Source organism: Nocardia sp. NPDC005746, from assembly GCF_040630785.1.
In the GTDB taxonomy this organism is placed as follows: domain Bacteria; phylum Actinomycetota; class Actinomycetes; order Mycobacteriales; family Mycobacteriaceae; genus Nocardia.
Window position 1 is genome coordinate 83142 of record NZ_JBEXYE010000009.1, and the last position, 14541, is coordinate 97682.

Below are 14541 nucleotides of genomic sequence, written 5' to 3' on the forward strand. Positions count from 1 at the left end.
GCCCGATCAGCCTGGTGTCTGCTCCATTCCCACATAACCGCCTCCCCTGGTCGTCGGTTCCGGATGCGATTCCAGACTGACGCACGACAGGGGCCGGGCACGAGTGATTTTCCGGCGGACGAATACGATCTCCGCTGGTGAACAGGCATTTTCGGGAATTGATCAGGTTTCCGGACCGGACAACCGGACGACGATCTCAGGCGTCGACGGGGTCCAGGCCGAGCGCGCCCGCGGTGAAACGGCGGACCGAGACCAGGCCGTCCTCGAGGGCGGAGTCGTATCCGGAACGGGCCCAGCCGGTCACGGTCGCGGTGCCGTCGGGATGGGGGTGCACGCCGATCTCGGCGACCAGTTCGGCGGTGGTCGGCACGCACACCGCCCACGAGAAGTGGCTCTCGTCGGCCCATTCCGCGGTACGGCGCTCCACGTAGCCGGGATCGGTGATGCCGCCGTCGGCCAGGGCCGGGCGGTCGTCGATGCGCTCGTCGGCGCGCAGGGCCCGCAGATACCAGCTGCCCGCATTGATCTCGATGGGTTCCATCAGTCCTCCTGTCCGCGGTCGAGCCGCCGCCGTCGATCCCGGCGCTCGCCCCGCTTGCGGCGTTCTCGGCCGCTCTCCCCGAACAGCACCGCGCCCGCGAGCGGGATCAACAGGAACACCCACCACTGATGCGTGATGAGGAACAGGATCACCGCGACGATCGGCACCACCGGCATGATCCGCTCCGGCGGAATCGAACCGAACGGCATCCGGCGCGGCGCCGGAGCGGGCTTGTCCGCCACCGGTTCCGGCAGATCGGTGAACACCCGCTCCAGGTCGCCGCGGGTCAGCGCCGCGGCCACGACGCCACTGCGTTCGTCGAACTCGGCCACGCTGAGCCGTCCCGCCGCGAAATGGTCCGACAGCCGTTTCATCGCGTCCTCGCGCTCGACGGTGCCGATACGGATCTCCGGTGGTTCAGCCATGCCACGACATTAGCGCGAGTGGCCGCTCACCTTGCAGGTGAGCGGCCACTCGCGAATTGTCTTGCGTTACTTGATCTCGGCCAGGACGGTGCCCTGGGTGATGGCCGCGCCGGCCTCCACCGCGAGACCCGTGATGACACCGGCCTTGTGGGCGGTGACCGGGTTCTCCATCTTCATGGCCTCGAGCACCACGACCAGGTCGCCCGCTTCGACGGACTGGCCCTCTTCGACGGCCACCTTGACGACAGTGCCCTGCATCGGGGCGGTCACGGCGTCACCGGAGGCGGCACCGGCGCCCGCGCCACCGCGCTTGCGCGCCTTGGGCTTCTTGCGGACGACGCCCGCGCCATTGGCGGACGCGGCGGCGCCGACCGAGAACTGACCCGGCAGCGACACCTCGAGGCGACGGCCACCGACCTCGACGACGACCTTCTGGCGCGGAGCCTCTTCGTCCTCTTCGATGGCGACAGCGCCCGTGTAGGGCTCGATCGGGTTGTCCCACTCGTTCTCGATCCACTTGGTGTAGACGTCGAACTTCTCGCCGTCACCGATGAACGCGGGGTTCTCGACGATGTGGCGGTGGAACGGGATGACGGTCGCGAGACCCTCGATCTGGAACTCGGCCAGCGCGCGAGCGGCACGCTGCAGCGCCTGCTCACGGTTCTCACCGGTCACGATCAGCTTGGCCAGCATGGAGTCGAACTGACCGCCGATGACCGAACCCTCGACCACACCGGAATCGACACGCACACCGGGGCCCGCGGGCTCGCGGTAGACGACGACCGGGCCCGGCGCCGGGAGGAAGCCGCGACCGGCGTCCTCACCGTTGATGCGGAACTCGAAGGAGTGGCCGCGCGGAGTCGGGTCCTCGGTGATGGACAGCTCGTGGCCCTCGGCGATGCGGAACTGCTGACGCACCAGGTCGATACCGGCGGTCTCCTCGGTGACCGGGTGCTCGACCTGCAGGCGGGTGTTCACCTCGAGGAAGGACACGGTCTCGCCCTGCACCAGGTACTCCACGGTGCCGGCGCCGTAGTAACCGGCTTCCTTGCAGATGGCCTTGGCGGAGGCGTGGATCTTGCCGCGCACCTCGTCGGACAGGAAGGGGGCCGGGGCTTCCTCGACGAGCTTCTGGAAGCGGCGCTGCAGCGAGCAGTCACGGGTACCGGCGACCACGACATTGCCGTGCTGGTCGGCGATGACCTGGGCCTCGACGTGACGGGCCTTGTCCAGGTACTGCTCCACGAAGCACTCACCACGACCGAACGCCGCGATGGCCTCACGAGTCGCGGACTCGAACAGCTCCGGGATCTCCTCGATGGTGTGCGCGACCTTCATGCCACGACCACCACCACCGAAGGCGGCCTTGATGGCCACCGGAACACCGAACTCCTTGGCGAACGCCACGACCTCGTCGGCGTCCTTCACCGGATCCTTGGTACCCGCGGCCATCGGCGCCTTGGCGCGCTCGGCGATGTGGCGGGCGGTGACCTTGTCACCCAGATCCCGGATGGACTGCGGCGACGGACCGATCCAGATCAGTCCCGCGTCGATCACAGCCTGCGCGAAATCGGCGTTCTCCGACAGGAACCCGTAACCCGGGTGGATCGCGTCCGCGCCGGCCTTCGCGGCGGCGTCGAGGATCTTGTCGAACACCAGATAGGACTCGGCCGAGGTCTGACCACCGAGAGCGAACGCCTCATCGGCGAGCTTCACGAACGGCGCGTCGGCGTCCGGTTCGGCATACACGGCCACACTGGCGATACCGGCGTCCTTGGCGGCCCGGATCACGCGCACGGCGATCTCGCCTCGGTTGGCTACGAGGACCTTTGTGATCTGCGCGTTGGCATGGTTGGGCACTGAGCCTCCTGTGCTCTGGATACTTTCGTCTGTCGGCAGTGTAGGCATCGTGCCAACAATGACCGAACCCGGCTAGGGCTACCAATGAGTAGGCCCAGAGAGTGGGCATGCGACTCTCGAGGCCTAATTTTTAGAACCTGTTCTACCAGACTCCGCGGAAGCCTCCACAGGGAATCCCCCGAAGGGGGTTCGGGCGTTACGAGCTTGCCACGACCGAGGGCGCCGCGCCGGGTTCTTCACCGATCACGATGGGCGCACCCACGGCATTGGCCCACTCGGTCCAGGAGCCGTCGTAGTTGCGCACCCCGTCCACACCCAGCAGGTAGGTCAGGACGAACCAGGTCAGCGCCGACCGCTCCCCCACCCGCGAGTAGACCAGCGGCGCGACGCCTTCGATCACCCCGCCGTAGATGACATCCAGCTCGACCCGGGGCCGGAAACGGGCGTCCGCGCCCACCGACGAGGTCCACGGGATATTGACCGCGGTCGGGATGTGACCCGCGCGCAGCGCCTGCTCCTCGGGACGGTCCAGCACCACCAGATCGCCGGTGTACTCCTCGAACGCGCGCGAGTCGATGAGCGGCCCGCCCAGGTGCGCCACCACGTCCTGCCGGAAGGCGCGCGCGGACTTGTCGTCGCGATCGGCCACCGGGTACTGGCCCAGCCCGGCGGCGGGCACCTCGAAGGTGGTGTCGCGAGCCTCGGAGATCCAGGCGTCGCGGCCGCCGTCCAGCAGGCGCGCGTCCTCGTGCCCGAAGAGGGAGAACACCCACAGGGTGGCGGCCGCGGTGCCATTGGATTTATCGCCGTAGATGACCACGGTGTCGCCGCGTTCGATGCCCTTGGCCCGCATAAGGTTGGCGAAGGTCGCGCCGTCGACGACATCGCGAGTACGCGGATCGATCAGCTCGGTCCGCCAGTCGATCTTGATGGCACCGGGGACATGGCCGATGTCGTATAGCAATATGTCTTCGTTGGACTCGATGATCTTGAGTCCCGGCGTGCCGATGTTTGCCGACAGCCACTCTGTGGTTACTAGTCGGTGAGGATGTGCGTAGGAGCCGAATGAGTGATGCGGATCCGGAGCGACAGGCACGGTGTGGTCCTTCACGCGTGGTGGGTTAGGTATTGGCGGTTCGATTCTCTGCACCGATCGTAGGCATGTGGCGGTTACGAAACTCGTTTCAGATCACGAATCGGATGATTGGACGAATTAAGCGCAGCTTCATCCGATAAAGTCTCTCGAAGAGGAGGGGTGATCTATGTCCGATTCTTGGCCGCGACGGCGACTGCTGGCGATCCTACGTGGCGCCAGCGAGCCTCTCGACGCCCAGGAACTCGCGCGCGTCACCGGACAGCATGTGACAACGGTGCGTTTCCATTTGGATGTGCTGACCCGGGAATCGCTGGTCCGCCAATTCCAGCAGCCGCCCCGCGGCCGCGGCCGCCCGCGCATCGGCTATACCGCTGTACAGCGATCGGTGGGTTATCAGGAATTGGCGCAAGTGCTGGCAGATCAGCTCGGCAGCGACCCGCGCCGCCGCTCGGAAGCCGCCATCAGCGCCGGCCGGGCCTGGGGCTCGAAACTCGAAGCCGCCGACCAGCCCATCGAATCGCTCGAGGACGCCAAGGACCTCACCGTCACCCTGATGTCGGAACTCGGCTTCGCGCCCGAACGCGATCAGGCCGGCGAGACCGACGAATCCGCCATGATCCGCATGACCGCGTGCCCGCTGCGCGAACTCGCCCGCACCCACTCCGAGGTGGTGTGCGGCGTACACCTGGGCCTGATGCGTGAAGCCCTGGACCGCAACGGCGGGCGGGAGAACGTGAACGTGCGCCTGCACCCGTTCGTGGAGCCCGAATTGTGCGTGGCGCGACTGGAATTGCTGCAGGGCCGCCCCGGCGAGGACGCGCGCGACGGTCAGGCCGAGACCGACGAACCCCGATCAGCCACCGGCGAGCCCAGATTGGCGCCCTCGGCCGGGCGGATCGCGCCGCAACTACGCGCGGCCACCGATCCACAGCCGCGCAATGCCGACACCCACCTCGGCAAGCAGTCGACGAACCAGTGGTAGTCCGATACCGATGACACTCGACGGGTCGCCGTCGATCTTGTCCACGAACCAGCCGCCCATGCCGTCCAGCGTGAAGGATCCAGCCACCTGCAGCGGCTCCCCCGTCGCGATGTACGCGTCGAGTTCCTCCGGCTCGGGTTTGGCGAAATGCACCGTGGTGGAACTGCAGTCGGCGGCCTCGCCGACGATCTCTCCGGCATTCAGCCGCAGCACACAGTGACCGGTCAGCAGATCAGCGCTGCGTCCGGCCATCTCGGCCCAGCGCGCGCGGGCGACCTCGGGGGTCAGGGGTTTGCCCTGCAGAACGCCGTCGACGAGCAGCATCGAATCGCAGCCCACGACAACGGAATCGGTGAAGGCGGGATCACCCGCCAGCTGCCCGGCCACCTCCAGCGCCTTGGCGCGGGCCAGCTCGATCACCACTCGATCGGGCGGGGTGTCCGGGGGAAGAGCCTCGGCCACGGCGTCCTCGTCCACGTGGGAGACCCGGACGACCGGCTCGACGCCCGCGTTGCGCAGGACGCCGAGCCGAGCCGGAGATTGTGACGCCAGTACGAAGACGGTCACAAGCCGTCAGTCGCGCAGGTGCGAGAGGGCCGGAAAGGCGTAGGGGGAGAACGGCGAACTGCCGCGGTGCAGCAGGGTCGGGCGACCCCACATGTCCGCCGGGCCACGGTCGGCCGGAGCGGCGGCGGTCGCCGACGCGGCGGCGAACACGCTCACCAGGGCGGCGAGCTCGAGGTCGGTCGGGTTGCCCTTCAGGACCTGGATGACCGGACCGGTGCTCGCCGGTTCGATCTCCGCGACGGCGGTGTCGATGGCGTCCGCCAGATCCTCGACAGCCAGATCCAGTTCGGCGGCGCGCAATACCTCTTCATCGGCCATGGTCGTCACAGCGCCAGTCCTCCTGTCCTTCGCCGCGGGGGTGGTGCGGCGTTCCTTCATCTTTGCCCGGATGAGGCGATCGTGCGCGGTACGAGTCCCACTGTCCTGTTCGACAGTGTGCGCCTCACACCGCGCATATCGCATTTTCAGAGCGGAATGTTGCCGTGCTTCTTCGGCGGCAGGGACACCATCTTGCGCTCCAGCAGACGCAGCGCCGACACGATCTGACCGCGGGTGTGCGACGGCGGGATGACCGCGTCGACGTAGCCGCGCTCGGCCGCCACGTACGGGTTCACGAGGGTGTCCTCGTACTCGTTCTGCAGCTCGAGGCGCAGAGCGTCGACGTCGTTACCCTCGGCGGCCGCGGTCTGCAGCTGCTTGCGGTACACGAAACCGACCGCTCCGGAAGCACCCATGACCGCGATCTGAGCGGTCGGCCACGCCAGGTTCACATCGGCGCCCATGTGCTTGGAACCCATGACGTCGTAGGCGCCGCCGTAGGCCTTGCGGGTGATGATTGTGATCTTGCCCACAGTGGCCTCACCGTAGGCGTAGAGCAGCTTGGCGCCGCGGCGGATGATGCCGTTGTACTCCTGGCCGGTGCCCGGCAGGAAGCCCGGCACGTCGACCAGGGTGATGATCGGGACGTTGAAGGCGTCGCAGGTGCGCACGAAGCGCGCGGCCTTCTCCGAGGCGTCGATGTCCAGGCAGCCCGCGAACTGCGAGGGCTGGTTGGCCACGAAGCCGACGCTGCGGCCGTCGATGCGGGCGAAGCCGACGATCACGTTCATCGCGCGCTCGGCCTGGACCTCGAGGAACTCCTCGTCGTCCACCAGGCGCTTGATGACCTCGTGCATGTCGTACGGCTGGTTCGGGGAGTCCGGGACGATGGTGTCCAGCTCGAGGTCGGCCTCGGTGAGGTTCTCCTCGATGGCGCCCGCGGCGGCGGTGGCCGGGAAGCGGGGGGCCTCGGCGCGGTTGTTGCTGGGCAGGTAGCCGAGCAGGTCGCGCACGTAGTCCAGGGCGTCCTGCTCGCCGGAGGCGACGTAGTGCGCGACACCGGACTTGACCATGTGGGTGTGGGCGCCGCCCAGCTCCTCCATGGTGACTTCCTCGCCGGTGACGGTCTTGATCACGTCGGGGCCGGTGACGAACATCTGCGAGGTCTGGTCGACCATGACGACGAAGTCGGTGAGGGCGGGCGAGTAGACGTGGCCACCCGCGGCCGGGCCCATGATCAGCGAGATCTGCGGGATGACACCCGAGGCCTGGATGTTGCGGTGGAAGATCTCACCGTAGAGGCCCAGGGAGACGACGCCCTCCTGGATGCGCGCGCCGGCGCCCTCGTTGATGCCGACGAGCGGACGACCGGTCCGCAGGGCCAGGTCCATCACCTTGACGATCTTCTCGCCGTAGACCTCGCCGAGGGAGCCACCGAAGACGGTGACGTCCTGGGAGAAGATGCAGACGTCGCGACCGTCGATGGTGCCGTAGCCGGTCACCACGCCGTCGCCCAGCGGACGCTGGTTCTCCAGGCCGAAGTTCACGCTGCGGTGCCGGGCCAGCGCGTCGAGCTCGACGAAGGAACCCTCGTCCAGCAGGGCGAGGATGCGCTCACGCGCGGTCATCTTGCCCTTGGCGTGGACCTTGTCGACCGCCGCCTCACCCATCGGGTGCTTGGCCTCTTCCAGCCGATTGCGCAGGTCAGCCAGCTTGCCGGCGGTGGTGTGGATATCGGGGGCACCCGCCGGACCCGGCGAAGGCTGATGCTGGACACTCGTCATGCCCCGGAGTGTAACCAGTACCAGACCCGCTTCGTAATCCAGTCGGGGCTACTCGCGAGTACGGCTATTGACTACCCGCCAGTAAAAACCCGCAGGTAGAGCACGATATCCGGCTGCTCCGCCGGGCAAACTCGAACAATGTTCAATAGTGGATCTCGCCAGTCATCCCGGCAAGCTTTTGGCGGGGTCCACACTTCGGTTCACCGCGCTACTCCTCGGTCCGACCGAGCCGCCGCCGGAACCGGCGACGGCTCAACGCATTACGCCGGTGTGGCCCGTCGAGTACCGGCCCGGCTGCGGCCAGATGGTGAGCCCGTGCGCCCCGCGGCCGACCGGAATCCGGGCCAGCAGCTTCCAGTCGACGATGTCGATGGCGTACACCTCGCCGTGGTTGCGGCCCGAGACCCAGAACACCCGCCCGTCCGCGGACAGGTTGCCCATGTCGGGGCTGCCGCCGCCGGGGATGCGCCAGGTGTCGGCCAGCCGCCCGGTGGCGAAGTCCCAGACCGAGATGCTGCCCTCGCCGCGGTTGGTGATGAGCATCCGCTTCGAGTCGCGGGTGATGTAGAGGCCGTGGGTGCCGCGGCCGGTCTGGACGAAACCGGTGTTGTCGAAGGTCCGGGCATCGAAGACGTAGATACCGCCCGCCATCATGTCGGCCACGAAGAAGGTGCGGCCGTCGGGCGAGAGCTTGACGTCCTGTGGCATGCCCGAGGAGCCGCCGGGCAGGTCGATCATGCGCAGCAGGCTCAGGCCCGCGATGTCGACCACGGCCATGCGCCCGCCGAATTCGCAGCTGACCAGGGCCGTGCGGCCGTCGGCGGTGAAGTCCATGTGATTGACGCCGTGGCATTCGGGCACCGCGATGTCGTGCAGTTTCTGCCAGCTGTGCGGGTCGTAGAAGTCCAGGGACCGGTCGGCCTCGGCGACGACCAGGGCGTATTTCCCGTCCGGGGTGAAGTACATGTTGTACGGGTCACGGACGGGGATGGGGTCGCCGGGCTTGCCGGTGCGCGGGTCGATGGGCAGCAGGCTGCCGCCGCCGATGGGCAGATCGTTGTTGGCGTAGAGCGTCTGCAGGTCGTAGGAGGGCACGACATGCTGGGGTTCGCTGCCACCGGAGGGGTAGCTGTCGATGACCTCGAAGGTGGCGGGGTCGATGACGGTGATGGTGTGCGACTCGCTGTTGGGGACGTAGACGCGGGTGGGCTGGCTGGTGACGGCGGGGCTCATCTCCCGGGTGGCGGCGTAGACGTCGGTGGGCGAGAGCGGCGGCGGCATGCCGGGCAGGAGGTGCGGCGCTTCGGCCGCGGCGGGCGCCGCGCCGGCCGGGGCGGAGGACGGTGCGGCGGTCGGCGATGCGGGACCGGTGTCACCGTTCGAGCAACCGGACAGCATCGCCAGTGAGAGAATCAGACCCAGACGTGCACCCCGCGCGATCACAGGGTGCACCGTGCCATGCCGACATTGCGGTGAGCTGACATGTCATTGCGGTGAGCTGACATGTGGTCGAATAGTAGGCGGCGACACGGATGTTCGCGGCGACAACGCGGGGTGTCGCCACGCCGCGCGCTTCGGGCAAAAGCCATCATTCAGCAAATGCGGACGGGCCGGATCGGGCGATCCGGCCTGCGGCTCAACCCAATACGCGGTCGAGAGCGTCCACGGCCTCGTCGAGTTCGGCGGCGGTCACCGTGAGCGGCGGCCGGAAGCGGATGCCGCGTTCGCCGGTGCCGAGGATCAGGACGTGCTCCTGCTCGCGCAGGCGGTTCACCACATCGTTGCGGAGCGCCGCGGATTCGAGGGTGATCGCGCACATCAGGCCGCGGCCGCGCGGATCGGTGACTTCCGCATGGGCGGTGGACAATTCGATCAGACGGTCGAGCAGGTGGGGGCCGAGGTCGCGGGCGCGGGAAACCAGGTTCTCGTGCTCGATCACCTCGAAGACGCGGCGGGCGCGCACCATGTCGGCGAGGTTGCCGCCCCAGGTGGAGTTGAGGCGGGAACTGACCCGGAAGACGTTGTTGGGCACCTCGTCGACGCGGCCGCCGGCCATGATGCCGCACACCTGGGTCTTCTTGCCGAAGGCGACGATGTCGGGCTCGAGCCCGAATTGCTGGTAGGCCCACACGGTGCCGGTCATGCCGACGCCGGTCTGCACCTCGTCGAGGATGAACAGCGCGTCGTGCTCGTGGCACAGCTGCTGGATCGCGGACAGGAACTGCGGCCGCAGGTGCCGGTCGCCGCCCTCGCCCTGGATCGGTTCGGCGATGAAACACGCTATGTCATGCGGGTTTTCATGGAAGGCGCGGCGGGCCTGGCCGAGGGCGTGGCGTTCGGCGGCCTCGATGTCGAGGTGGTCGGGCCCGAGGTAGGGGGTGTCGATGCGGGGCCAGTCGAACTTCGGGAAGCGCGCGGTCTTCACCGGATCGGTGTTGGTGAGCGAGAGCGTGTACCCGCTGCGCCCGTGGAAGGCCCCGGTCAGGTGCAGCACCTTGGTGCCGAGTTCGGCTGGGCGGCCGTGGGTTTCGTTGTGCCGGGACTTCCAGTCGAAGGCGGCCTTGAGGGCGTTCTCGACGGCGAGCGCGCCGCCGTCGATGAAGAACAGGTGCGGCAGTCGCGGATCGCCGAGCACGCGCACGAAAGTGTCTATGAAGCGCGCCATTTCGACGGTGTAGATGTCGGAGTTGCTGGGCTTGTTGAGCGCGGCGGTGGTGAGACCGGACAGGAAGCGCCTGTCGCCGAGCAGGGCCGGATGATTCATGCCCAGCGTGTTGGACGCGAAGAAGCCGAACATGTCCAGGTACGAGGTGCCGTCGCGGGCGTCGACCAGTCGGAGTCCACGTGACTTGCGCAGGTCCAGTACGAGGTCGAAGCCGTCGGCGAGGATGCTCGCCGACAGGATCTCATGCACCCGGGCGGGGGTGACAACGGTGGTTTCGGCGGCCGCCCCGAGCCGATCGAGTTCGAGGGTCACGCCCTCAGGGTAAATGAATATTTACGGCAATGCCCGTAAGTTCCGGAATAATTACGTCCGTAACCGTGTCGTCATCCGAATGTCTGCGGCTTGACCGGGGCTACTTGTCATAGAATGTTTGCAGAATGATGGTGCTTCGCGTCCTGACGTTGGCCGTAGCGCGGATCTCCTGCAGCAGCTGCTCCAGGTGTCTGGGCGAGGCCACCCGCACCATGAGCATGTAGCTCTCGTCTCCGGCCACCGAATGACACGCCTCGATGCCCGGAATGTGCTGCAGCAGTGCGGGTGCGTCATCGGGTTGTGACGGGTCGAGAGGAGTGATCGCGACGAAAGCCGACAGCATCTGGCCCAGCGCCTCGGGATCGACGTTCGCCGTGTAGCCGCGAATCACGCCCCGCGCCTCGAGCCGCCGCACCCGCGACTGCACCGCGGACACCGAAAGGTTGGCCTTCTCCGCCAGATTGGACAGGGTGGCGCGACCATCGGCAATCAGCTCACGGATCAGCAGTCGATCGATGTCGTCGAGTACAGGTTTCGCCGGTGTATCCGCCATCAGCGAAGGCTAACGCAGCGAAACGAACTCGGTTGCCGGAACCCAACCTGGAGCATGTAATGACTCACGCACCGACCCAGACCGCGACCCGTGAGCTCCGTGAGCAAACGGAGACGCTGCTGCGACGGCTGGGCGTCGACACGCCCGAGCCGGGTGAACTCTCGGCCCGCACCCCGATCACCGGCGGTGAGCTGATCACCCTGCGCGCGAGCGACTCCGCCGCCGTGGACGCCGCCATCGGCCGGGCGCACGCGGCCTTCCGGGACTGGCGCACGGTCCCGGCGCCGCAGCGCGCGGCGGTGGTGCGGCGGCTGGCGGCGCTGCTCACCGACCATCGGGACGACCTGGGCGAACTGGTCACCCTGGAGGCGGGCAAGATCGGCGCGGAGGCCCGCGGCGAGGTCCAGGAGATGATCGATGTCTGCGAGTTCGCCATCGGCCTGTCGCGGCAGCTGTACGGGCGGACCATGCCGTCGGAGCGGCCCGGCCACCGGCTGATGGAGACCTGGCATCCGCTCGGGGTGGTCGGGGTGATCTCGGCGTTCAACTTCCCGGTCGCGGTGTGGGCGTGGAACACCGCCATCGCGCTCGTGTGCGGGGACACGGTGGTGTGGAAGCCGTCGGAGACGACGCCGCTGACCGCGCTGGCCTGTCACGCGCTGCTGCGCCGGGCGGCGGTCGACGTGGGCGCGGATCCCGAAGTGCACCAGTTGATCCAGGGCCCGGCGGCGGTCGGCGAGCAGCTGGTGGACGATCCGCGGGTGGCGCTGGTGAGCGCGACCGGGTCGGTGCGGATGGGTCGGCTGGTCGCGCCGCGGGTGGCGGCCCGGTTCGGGCGCTGCCTGCTGGAGCTGGGCGGCAACAACGCCGCCATCGTCGCGCCCTCGGCGGATCTGGAGCTGGCCACCCGGGGCATCGTGTTCGCGGCCGCGGGCACGGCCGGTCAACGCTGCACCACGCTGCGCCGATTGATCGTGCACGCCGAAGTGGCCGAGCCGCTGCTGAATCGGATTTCGGCGGCGTATCGGCAACTGCGCGTGGGTAATCCGCTCGAGGAGGGCGTTCTCGTCGGGCCGCTCATCAACGAGCGGGCCTACGACGGCATGTGCGCGGCGATCGATCGGGCACTGGCCGACGGCGGCGAACTGCTGTGCGGTGGTGAGCGTTTCGAGGGGCCGGACGAGAACGCCTTCTACGTCCGCCCGGCCCTGATGCGCATGCCCGCGCAGACCACGGTGGTGCGGGAGGAGACCTTCGCGCCGATCCTGTACGCGATGACCTACCACGATCTGGACGCGGCGATCGAGCTGCACAACGCGGTGCCGCAGGGTCTCTCGTCGTCGATCTTCACCCGCGATCAGCGGGAGGCGGAGCGGTTCCTGGCCGCCGACGGGTCGGACTGCGGCATCGCCAATGTCAATATCGGCACCTCGGGGGCCGAGATCGGCGGCGCGTTCGGCGGCGAGAAGCAGACGGGCGGTGGCCGCGAGTCCGGGTCGGACTCGTGGAAGGCGTACATGCGCCGGGCCACCAACACCGTCAACTACTCCACCGAACTGCCGCTGGCGCAGGGCATCCGGTTCGAGTGATTAGTCCTCGGCGTTGATCGCGCGCACCTGCTCCTCGTACCGTGCGCGCACCTGCTCGTCGGCGGGGTGCAGGGCCCGGTCGCCGTTGAAGAGCCGGCGGACCAGCCGGACCGCGGGCTCGGGCGCGGCGGCCAGGGCGACGTCGATGGGGCCCAGGTAGTTCGGTACGGCCACCTCCGCGCGACGGCTGCGGACCGTGCCGACGATGGCCTCGGCCACGTCCTCGGGGTCGACGGTGGGCATGCCGCCGCCCAGCGCGAGGCCCGAGGACAAGCGGGTGCGCACGGCCGAGGGCATGACGCAGCTGACGCTGACGCCCCGCGGCGCGAACTCCAGACGCGTCGCGGCGGAGAGGCCCACGGCGGCGAACTTGCTGGCGTTGTACACGGCCAGACCGGCGACCGGGATCTTGCCGGCCAGTGAGGCCACGTTCACCACATGGCCGTGGCCGCGCTCGATCATGCCGGGGACCACGGCGCGCATGCCGTGGATGAGTCCCCAGACATTGACGTCGATGGTGGTGTGCCCCACCGCGTCCGCCTCGTCGAGGAAGGCGCCGGCGGGCATGACGCCGGCGTTGTTGACCAGGATGTCGACGCGGCCGAAGTCGGCGACGACCTTGTCCCACCGGGCCCGATCGCGCACGTCGAGCTCGAACGCCTGCCCGTCCAGCGCGGCCGCGGCGGCCTGCGCGGCGGCGGTGTCCACATCGGCGATGGCGACCTGCGCGCCCTTGCTCGCGAACAGTTCGGCCGTGCACTGGCCGATACCGCGGCCCGCGCCGGTGATCAGGACTCGCGCTCCGGCGAGATCGATGGCCGGGTAACCGTTTCCGAAGAGGCTCATGCGAAGACTCCCTGCTCGACCCGGCCGCGGAGGCTGCCGAGGCTGTGTTCGAAGGTGGGCAGACGGCGGCGGCCGTCCATGAAGTTCGGGCCCATGACCGCGAGGTCATCGGCGGTGGCGTCGATGCGCAGCACCTTGACCCCGCTCGCGCGCAGCCGGGCGATCTCACCATCGAGCTTCTCGCTCATGCGGTTTCGCAGCTGCCGCTCGACGAAGTGGCCGGCGCTGGTGACGGGCAGGCGGCCGGTGGAGGCCATGGGCGTGATCACCACGACCTCGTCGAGCCCGGCCGGGATGAGCAGGTCGGCCGAGGCGGTGGACGCCGCGCCGCCGTCGATGAACCGCCGGCCCGCGATCGGTACGGCCGGGAACCAGCCGGGCACCGCCCACGAAGCCCGCAGGGCCGCACCGAGATTCGTGTCCGGCGCGGACGGCGATCCGAACGCGACGCGTTCACCACTGGCATTGTCCATGGCCACCAGCCAGGTCGCCGGGTGCTGGACCCAGTCGCGGCCCGGGTTGAGGCGTTCGGCCAGGGACTGCAGCCAGGCCGGGTTGCCGCCCCCCAGCGGCAGCAACCCGCTGCCCGCGGTGAGCAGGGCGTGCCCGTTTCCGGGGCGGGCCAGCAGTTCTCGGACCGCGCGGCCGGGCGCGCCCAGGCGCGGGCGCGGCAGCGGCGGGAATCGTCCGGGCTCCGAACGTATGTGGGCGGTGAGGATCGGGTTGGTCGAGGTGCCGCGCTGCATGGCGACCAGTTCGTCGACGCCGACCCCGCTGCCCAGCATGGTGAGCGCCTCCGCGCCCGCGGAGGTGCCGATCATGACGTCGGCGGTGCGGGGATCCCAGTCCAGGACGTCCTGGACGGCGGCGAGCGCGGCGACGATCCAGGCCATCCCGACGGTGCCGCCGCAGCCGATGGCCAGGCCACGTCGCTGTGACCCGTTCCTAGTACTCATGGTTTCACACACTAGCAGTTTTCAAATACCGTCGGTATCCCAAATCT

General features: G+C 68.4%; 14 protein-coding genes. 2 read left to right on the forward strand and 12 right to left on the reverse strand.

The features are described from left to right. Positions 1-196: 196 nt before the first annotated feature. From ABZ412_RS18690 to ABZ412_RS18705, 4 genes are all read right to left on the reverse strand, one after another. Positions 197-541 carry a hypothetical protein gene (locus ABZ412_RS18690; protein ID WP_357282150.1) on the reverse strand — a complete coding sequence of 115 codons (345 nt, stop codon included), beginning with the start codon at positions 539-541 and terminating at the stop codon, positions 197-199. Continuing rightward, on the reverse strand, positions 541-966 hold the full coding sequence (locus tag ABZ412_RS18695; protein ID WP_357282152.1) for a DUF1707 domain-containing protein: 426 nt from the start codon (positions 964-966) through the stop codon (positions 541-543). Before ABZ412_RS18695 ends, ABZ412_RS18690 begins: the two co-directional genes overlap by 1 nt. 66 nt (positions 967-1032) lie before the next feature. Next, a complete protein-coding gene (locus tag ABZ412_RS18700) occupies positions 1033-2826 on the reverse strand; it encodes a biotin carboxylase N-terminal domain-containing protein (protein WP_357282153.1) in 1794 nt (597 codons plus the stop codon). Between the two features lie 196 nt (positions 2827-3022). After that, on the reverse strand, positions 3023-3922 hold the full coding sequence (locus ABZ412_RS18705) for a sulfurtransferase (RefSeq protein ID WP_357282381.1): 900 nt from the start codon (positions 3920-3922) through the stop codon (positions 3023-3025). Between the two features lie 166 nt (positions 3923-4088). Between ABZ412_RS18705 and ABZ412_RS18710 the strand changes: the two genes are divergently transcribed. Next, a complete protein-coding gene (locus ABZ412_RS18710) occupies positions 4089-4904 on the forward strand; it encodes a transcriptional regulator (protein WP_357282154.1) in 816 nt (271 codons plus the stop codon). Here the strand turns inward: ABZ412_RS18710 and ABZ412_RS18715 are convergent. From ABZ412_RS18715 to ABZ412_RS18740, 6 genes are all read right to left on the reverse strand, one after another. Next, positions 4830-5471: a Maf family protein gene (locus tag ABZ412_RS18715; protein ID WP_357098483.1), complete on the reverse strand. Its 642-nt coding sequence runs from the start codon at positions 5469-5471 to the stop codon at positions 4830-4832. The two genes, ABZ412_RS18710 and ABZ412_RS18715, sit on opposite strands and share 75 nt — an antisense overlap. Before the next feature lie 6 nt (positions 5472-5477). Next, positions 5478-5789, reverse strand: coding sequence for an acyl-CoA carboxylase subunit epsilon (locus ABZ412_RS18720; RefSeq protein WP_357098496.1), 312 nt, complete (start codon positions 5787-5789; stop codon positions 5478-5480). 146 nt (positions 5790-5935) lie between these two features. After that, positions 5936-7573 carry an acyl-CoA carboxylase subunit beta gene (locus ABZ412_RS18725; RefSeq protein WP_357282155.1) on the reverse strand — a complete coding sequence of 546 codons (1638 nt, stop codon included), beginning with the start codon at positions 7571-7573 and terminating at the stop codon, positions 5936-5938. Between the two features lie 252 nt (positions 7574-7825). Then, positions 7826-9016, reverse strand: a complete 1191-nt coding sequence (locus tag ABZ412_RS18730; RefSeq protein WP_357282156.1) for a YncE family protein — start codon at positions 9014-9016, stop codon at positions 7826-7828. 193 nt (positions 9017-9209) lie between these two features. After that, positions 9210-10550 carry an L-lysine 6-transaminase gene (gene lat, locus ABZ412_RS18735; RefSeq protein WP_357282157.1) on the reverse strand — a complete coding sequence of 447 codons (1341 nt, stop codon included), beginning with the start codon at positions 10548-10550 and terminating at the stop codon, positions 9210-9212. A 100-nt stretch (positions 10551-10650) separates the two neighbouring features. Continuing rightward, entirely contained in the window at positions 10651-11103 is a 453-nt protein-coding gene (locus tag ABZ412_RS18740) for an Lrp/AsnC family transcriptional regulator (RefSeq protein WP_033085113.1), read from the reverse strand. Positions 11104-11162: 59 nt separating this feature from the next. Between ABZ412_RS18740 and ABZ412_RS18745 the strand changes: the two genes are divergently transcribed. After that, positions 11163-12692: an aldehyde dehydrogenase family protein gene (locus ABZ412_RS18745; protein ID WP_357282159.1), complete on the forward strand. Its 1530-nt coding sequence runs from the start codon at positions 11163-11165 to the stop codon at positions 12690-12692. On the opposite strand, the gene ABZ412_RS18750 is transcribed toward ABZ412_RS18745, so the two are convergent. Then, a complete protein-coding gene (locus ABZ412_RS18750; protein ID WP_357282161.1) occupies positions 12693-13538 on the reverse strand; it encodes an SDR family oxidoreductase in 846 nt (281 codons plus the stop codon). It lies immediately after the preceding gene. After that, complete coding sequence (locus tag ABZ412_RS18755) at positions 13535-14494, reverse strand: patatin-like phospholipase family protein (protein ID WP_357282162.1); 960 nt, start codon at positions 14492-14494, stop codon at positions 13535-13537. Before ABZ412_RS18755 ends, ABZ412_RS18750 begins: the two co-directional genes overlap by 4 nt. Between the last annotated feature and the right edge of the window lie 47 nt (positions 14495-14541).

What these genes read in the sequence shown, in the direction of transcription:
- ABZ412_RS18720 (WP_357098496.1), bottom strand. Translation starts at nt 5,789, where the DNA reads ATGGCCGATGAAGAGGTATTGCGCGCCGCCGAACTGGATCTGGCTGTC.
- ABZ412_RS18750 (WP_357282161.1), bottom strand. Translation starts at nt 13,538, where the DNA reads ATGAGCCTCTTCGGAAACGGTTACCCGGCCATCGATCTCGCCGGAGCG.
- ABZ412_RS18755 (WP_357282162.1), bottom strand. Translation starts at nt 14,494, where the DNA reads ATGAGTACTAGGAACGGGTCACAGCGACGTGGCCTGGCCATCGGCTGC.
- ABZ412_RS18695 (WP_357282152.1), bottom strand. Translation starts at nt 966, where the DNA reads ATGGCTGAACCACCGGAGATCCGTATCGGCACCGTCGAGCGCGAGGAC.
- ABZ412_RS18710 (WP_357282154.1), top strand. Translation starts at nt 4,089, where the DNA reads ATGTCCGATTCTTGGCCGCGACGGCGACTGCTGGCGATCCTACGTGGC.
- ABZ412_RS18745 (WP_357282159.1), top strand. Translation starts at nt 11,163, where the DNA reads ATGACTCACGCACCGACCCAGACCGCGACCCGTGAGCTCCGTGAGCAA.
- ABZ412_RS18690 (WP_357282150.1), bottom strand. Translation starts at nt 541, where the DNA reads ATGGAACCCATCGAGATCAATGCGGGCAGCTGGTATCTGCGGGCCCTG.
- ABZ412_RS18740 (WP_033085113.1), bottom strand. Translation starts at nt 11,103, where the DNA reads ATGGCGGATACACCGGCGAAACCTGTACTCGACGACATCGATCGACTG.
- ABZ412_RS18725 (WP_357282155.1), bottom strand. Translation starts at nt 7,573, where the DNA reads ATGACGAGTGTCCAGCATCAGCCTTCGCCGGGTCCGGCGGGTGCCCCC.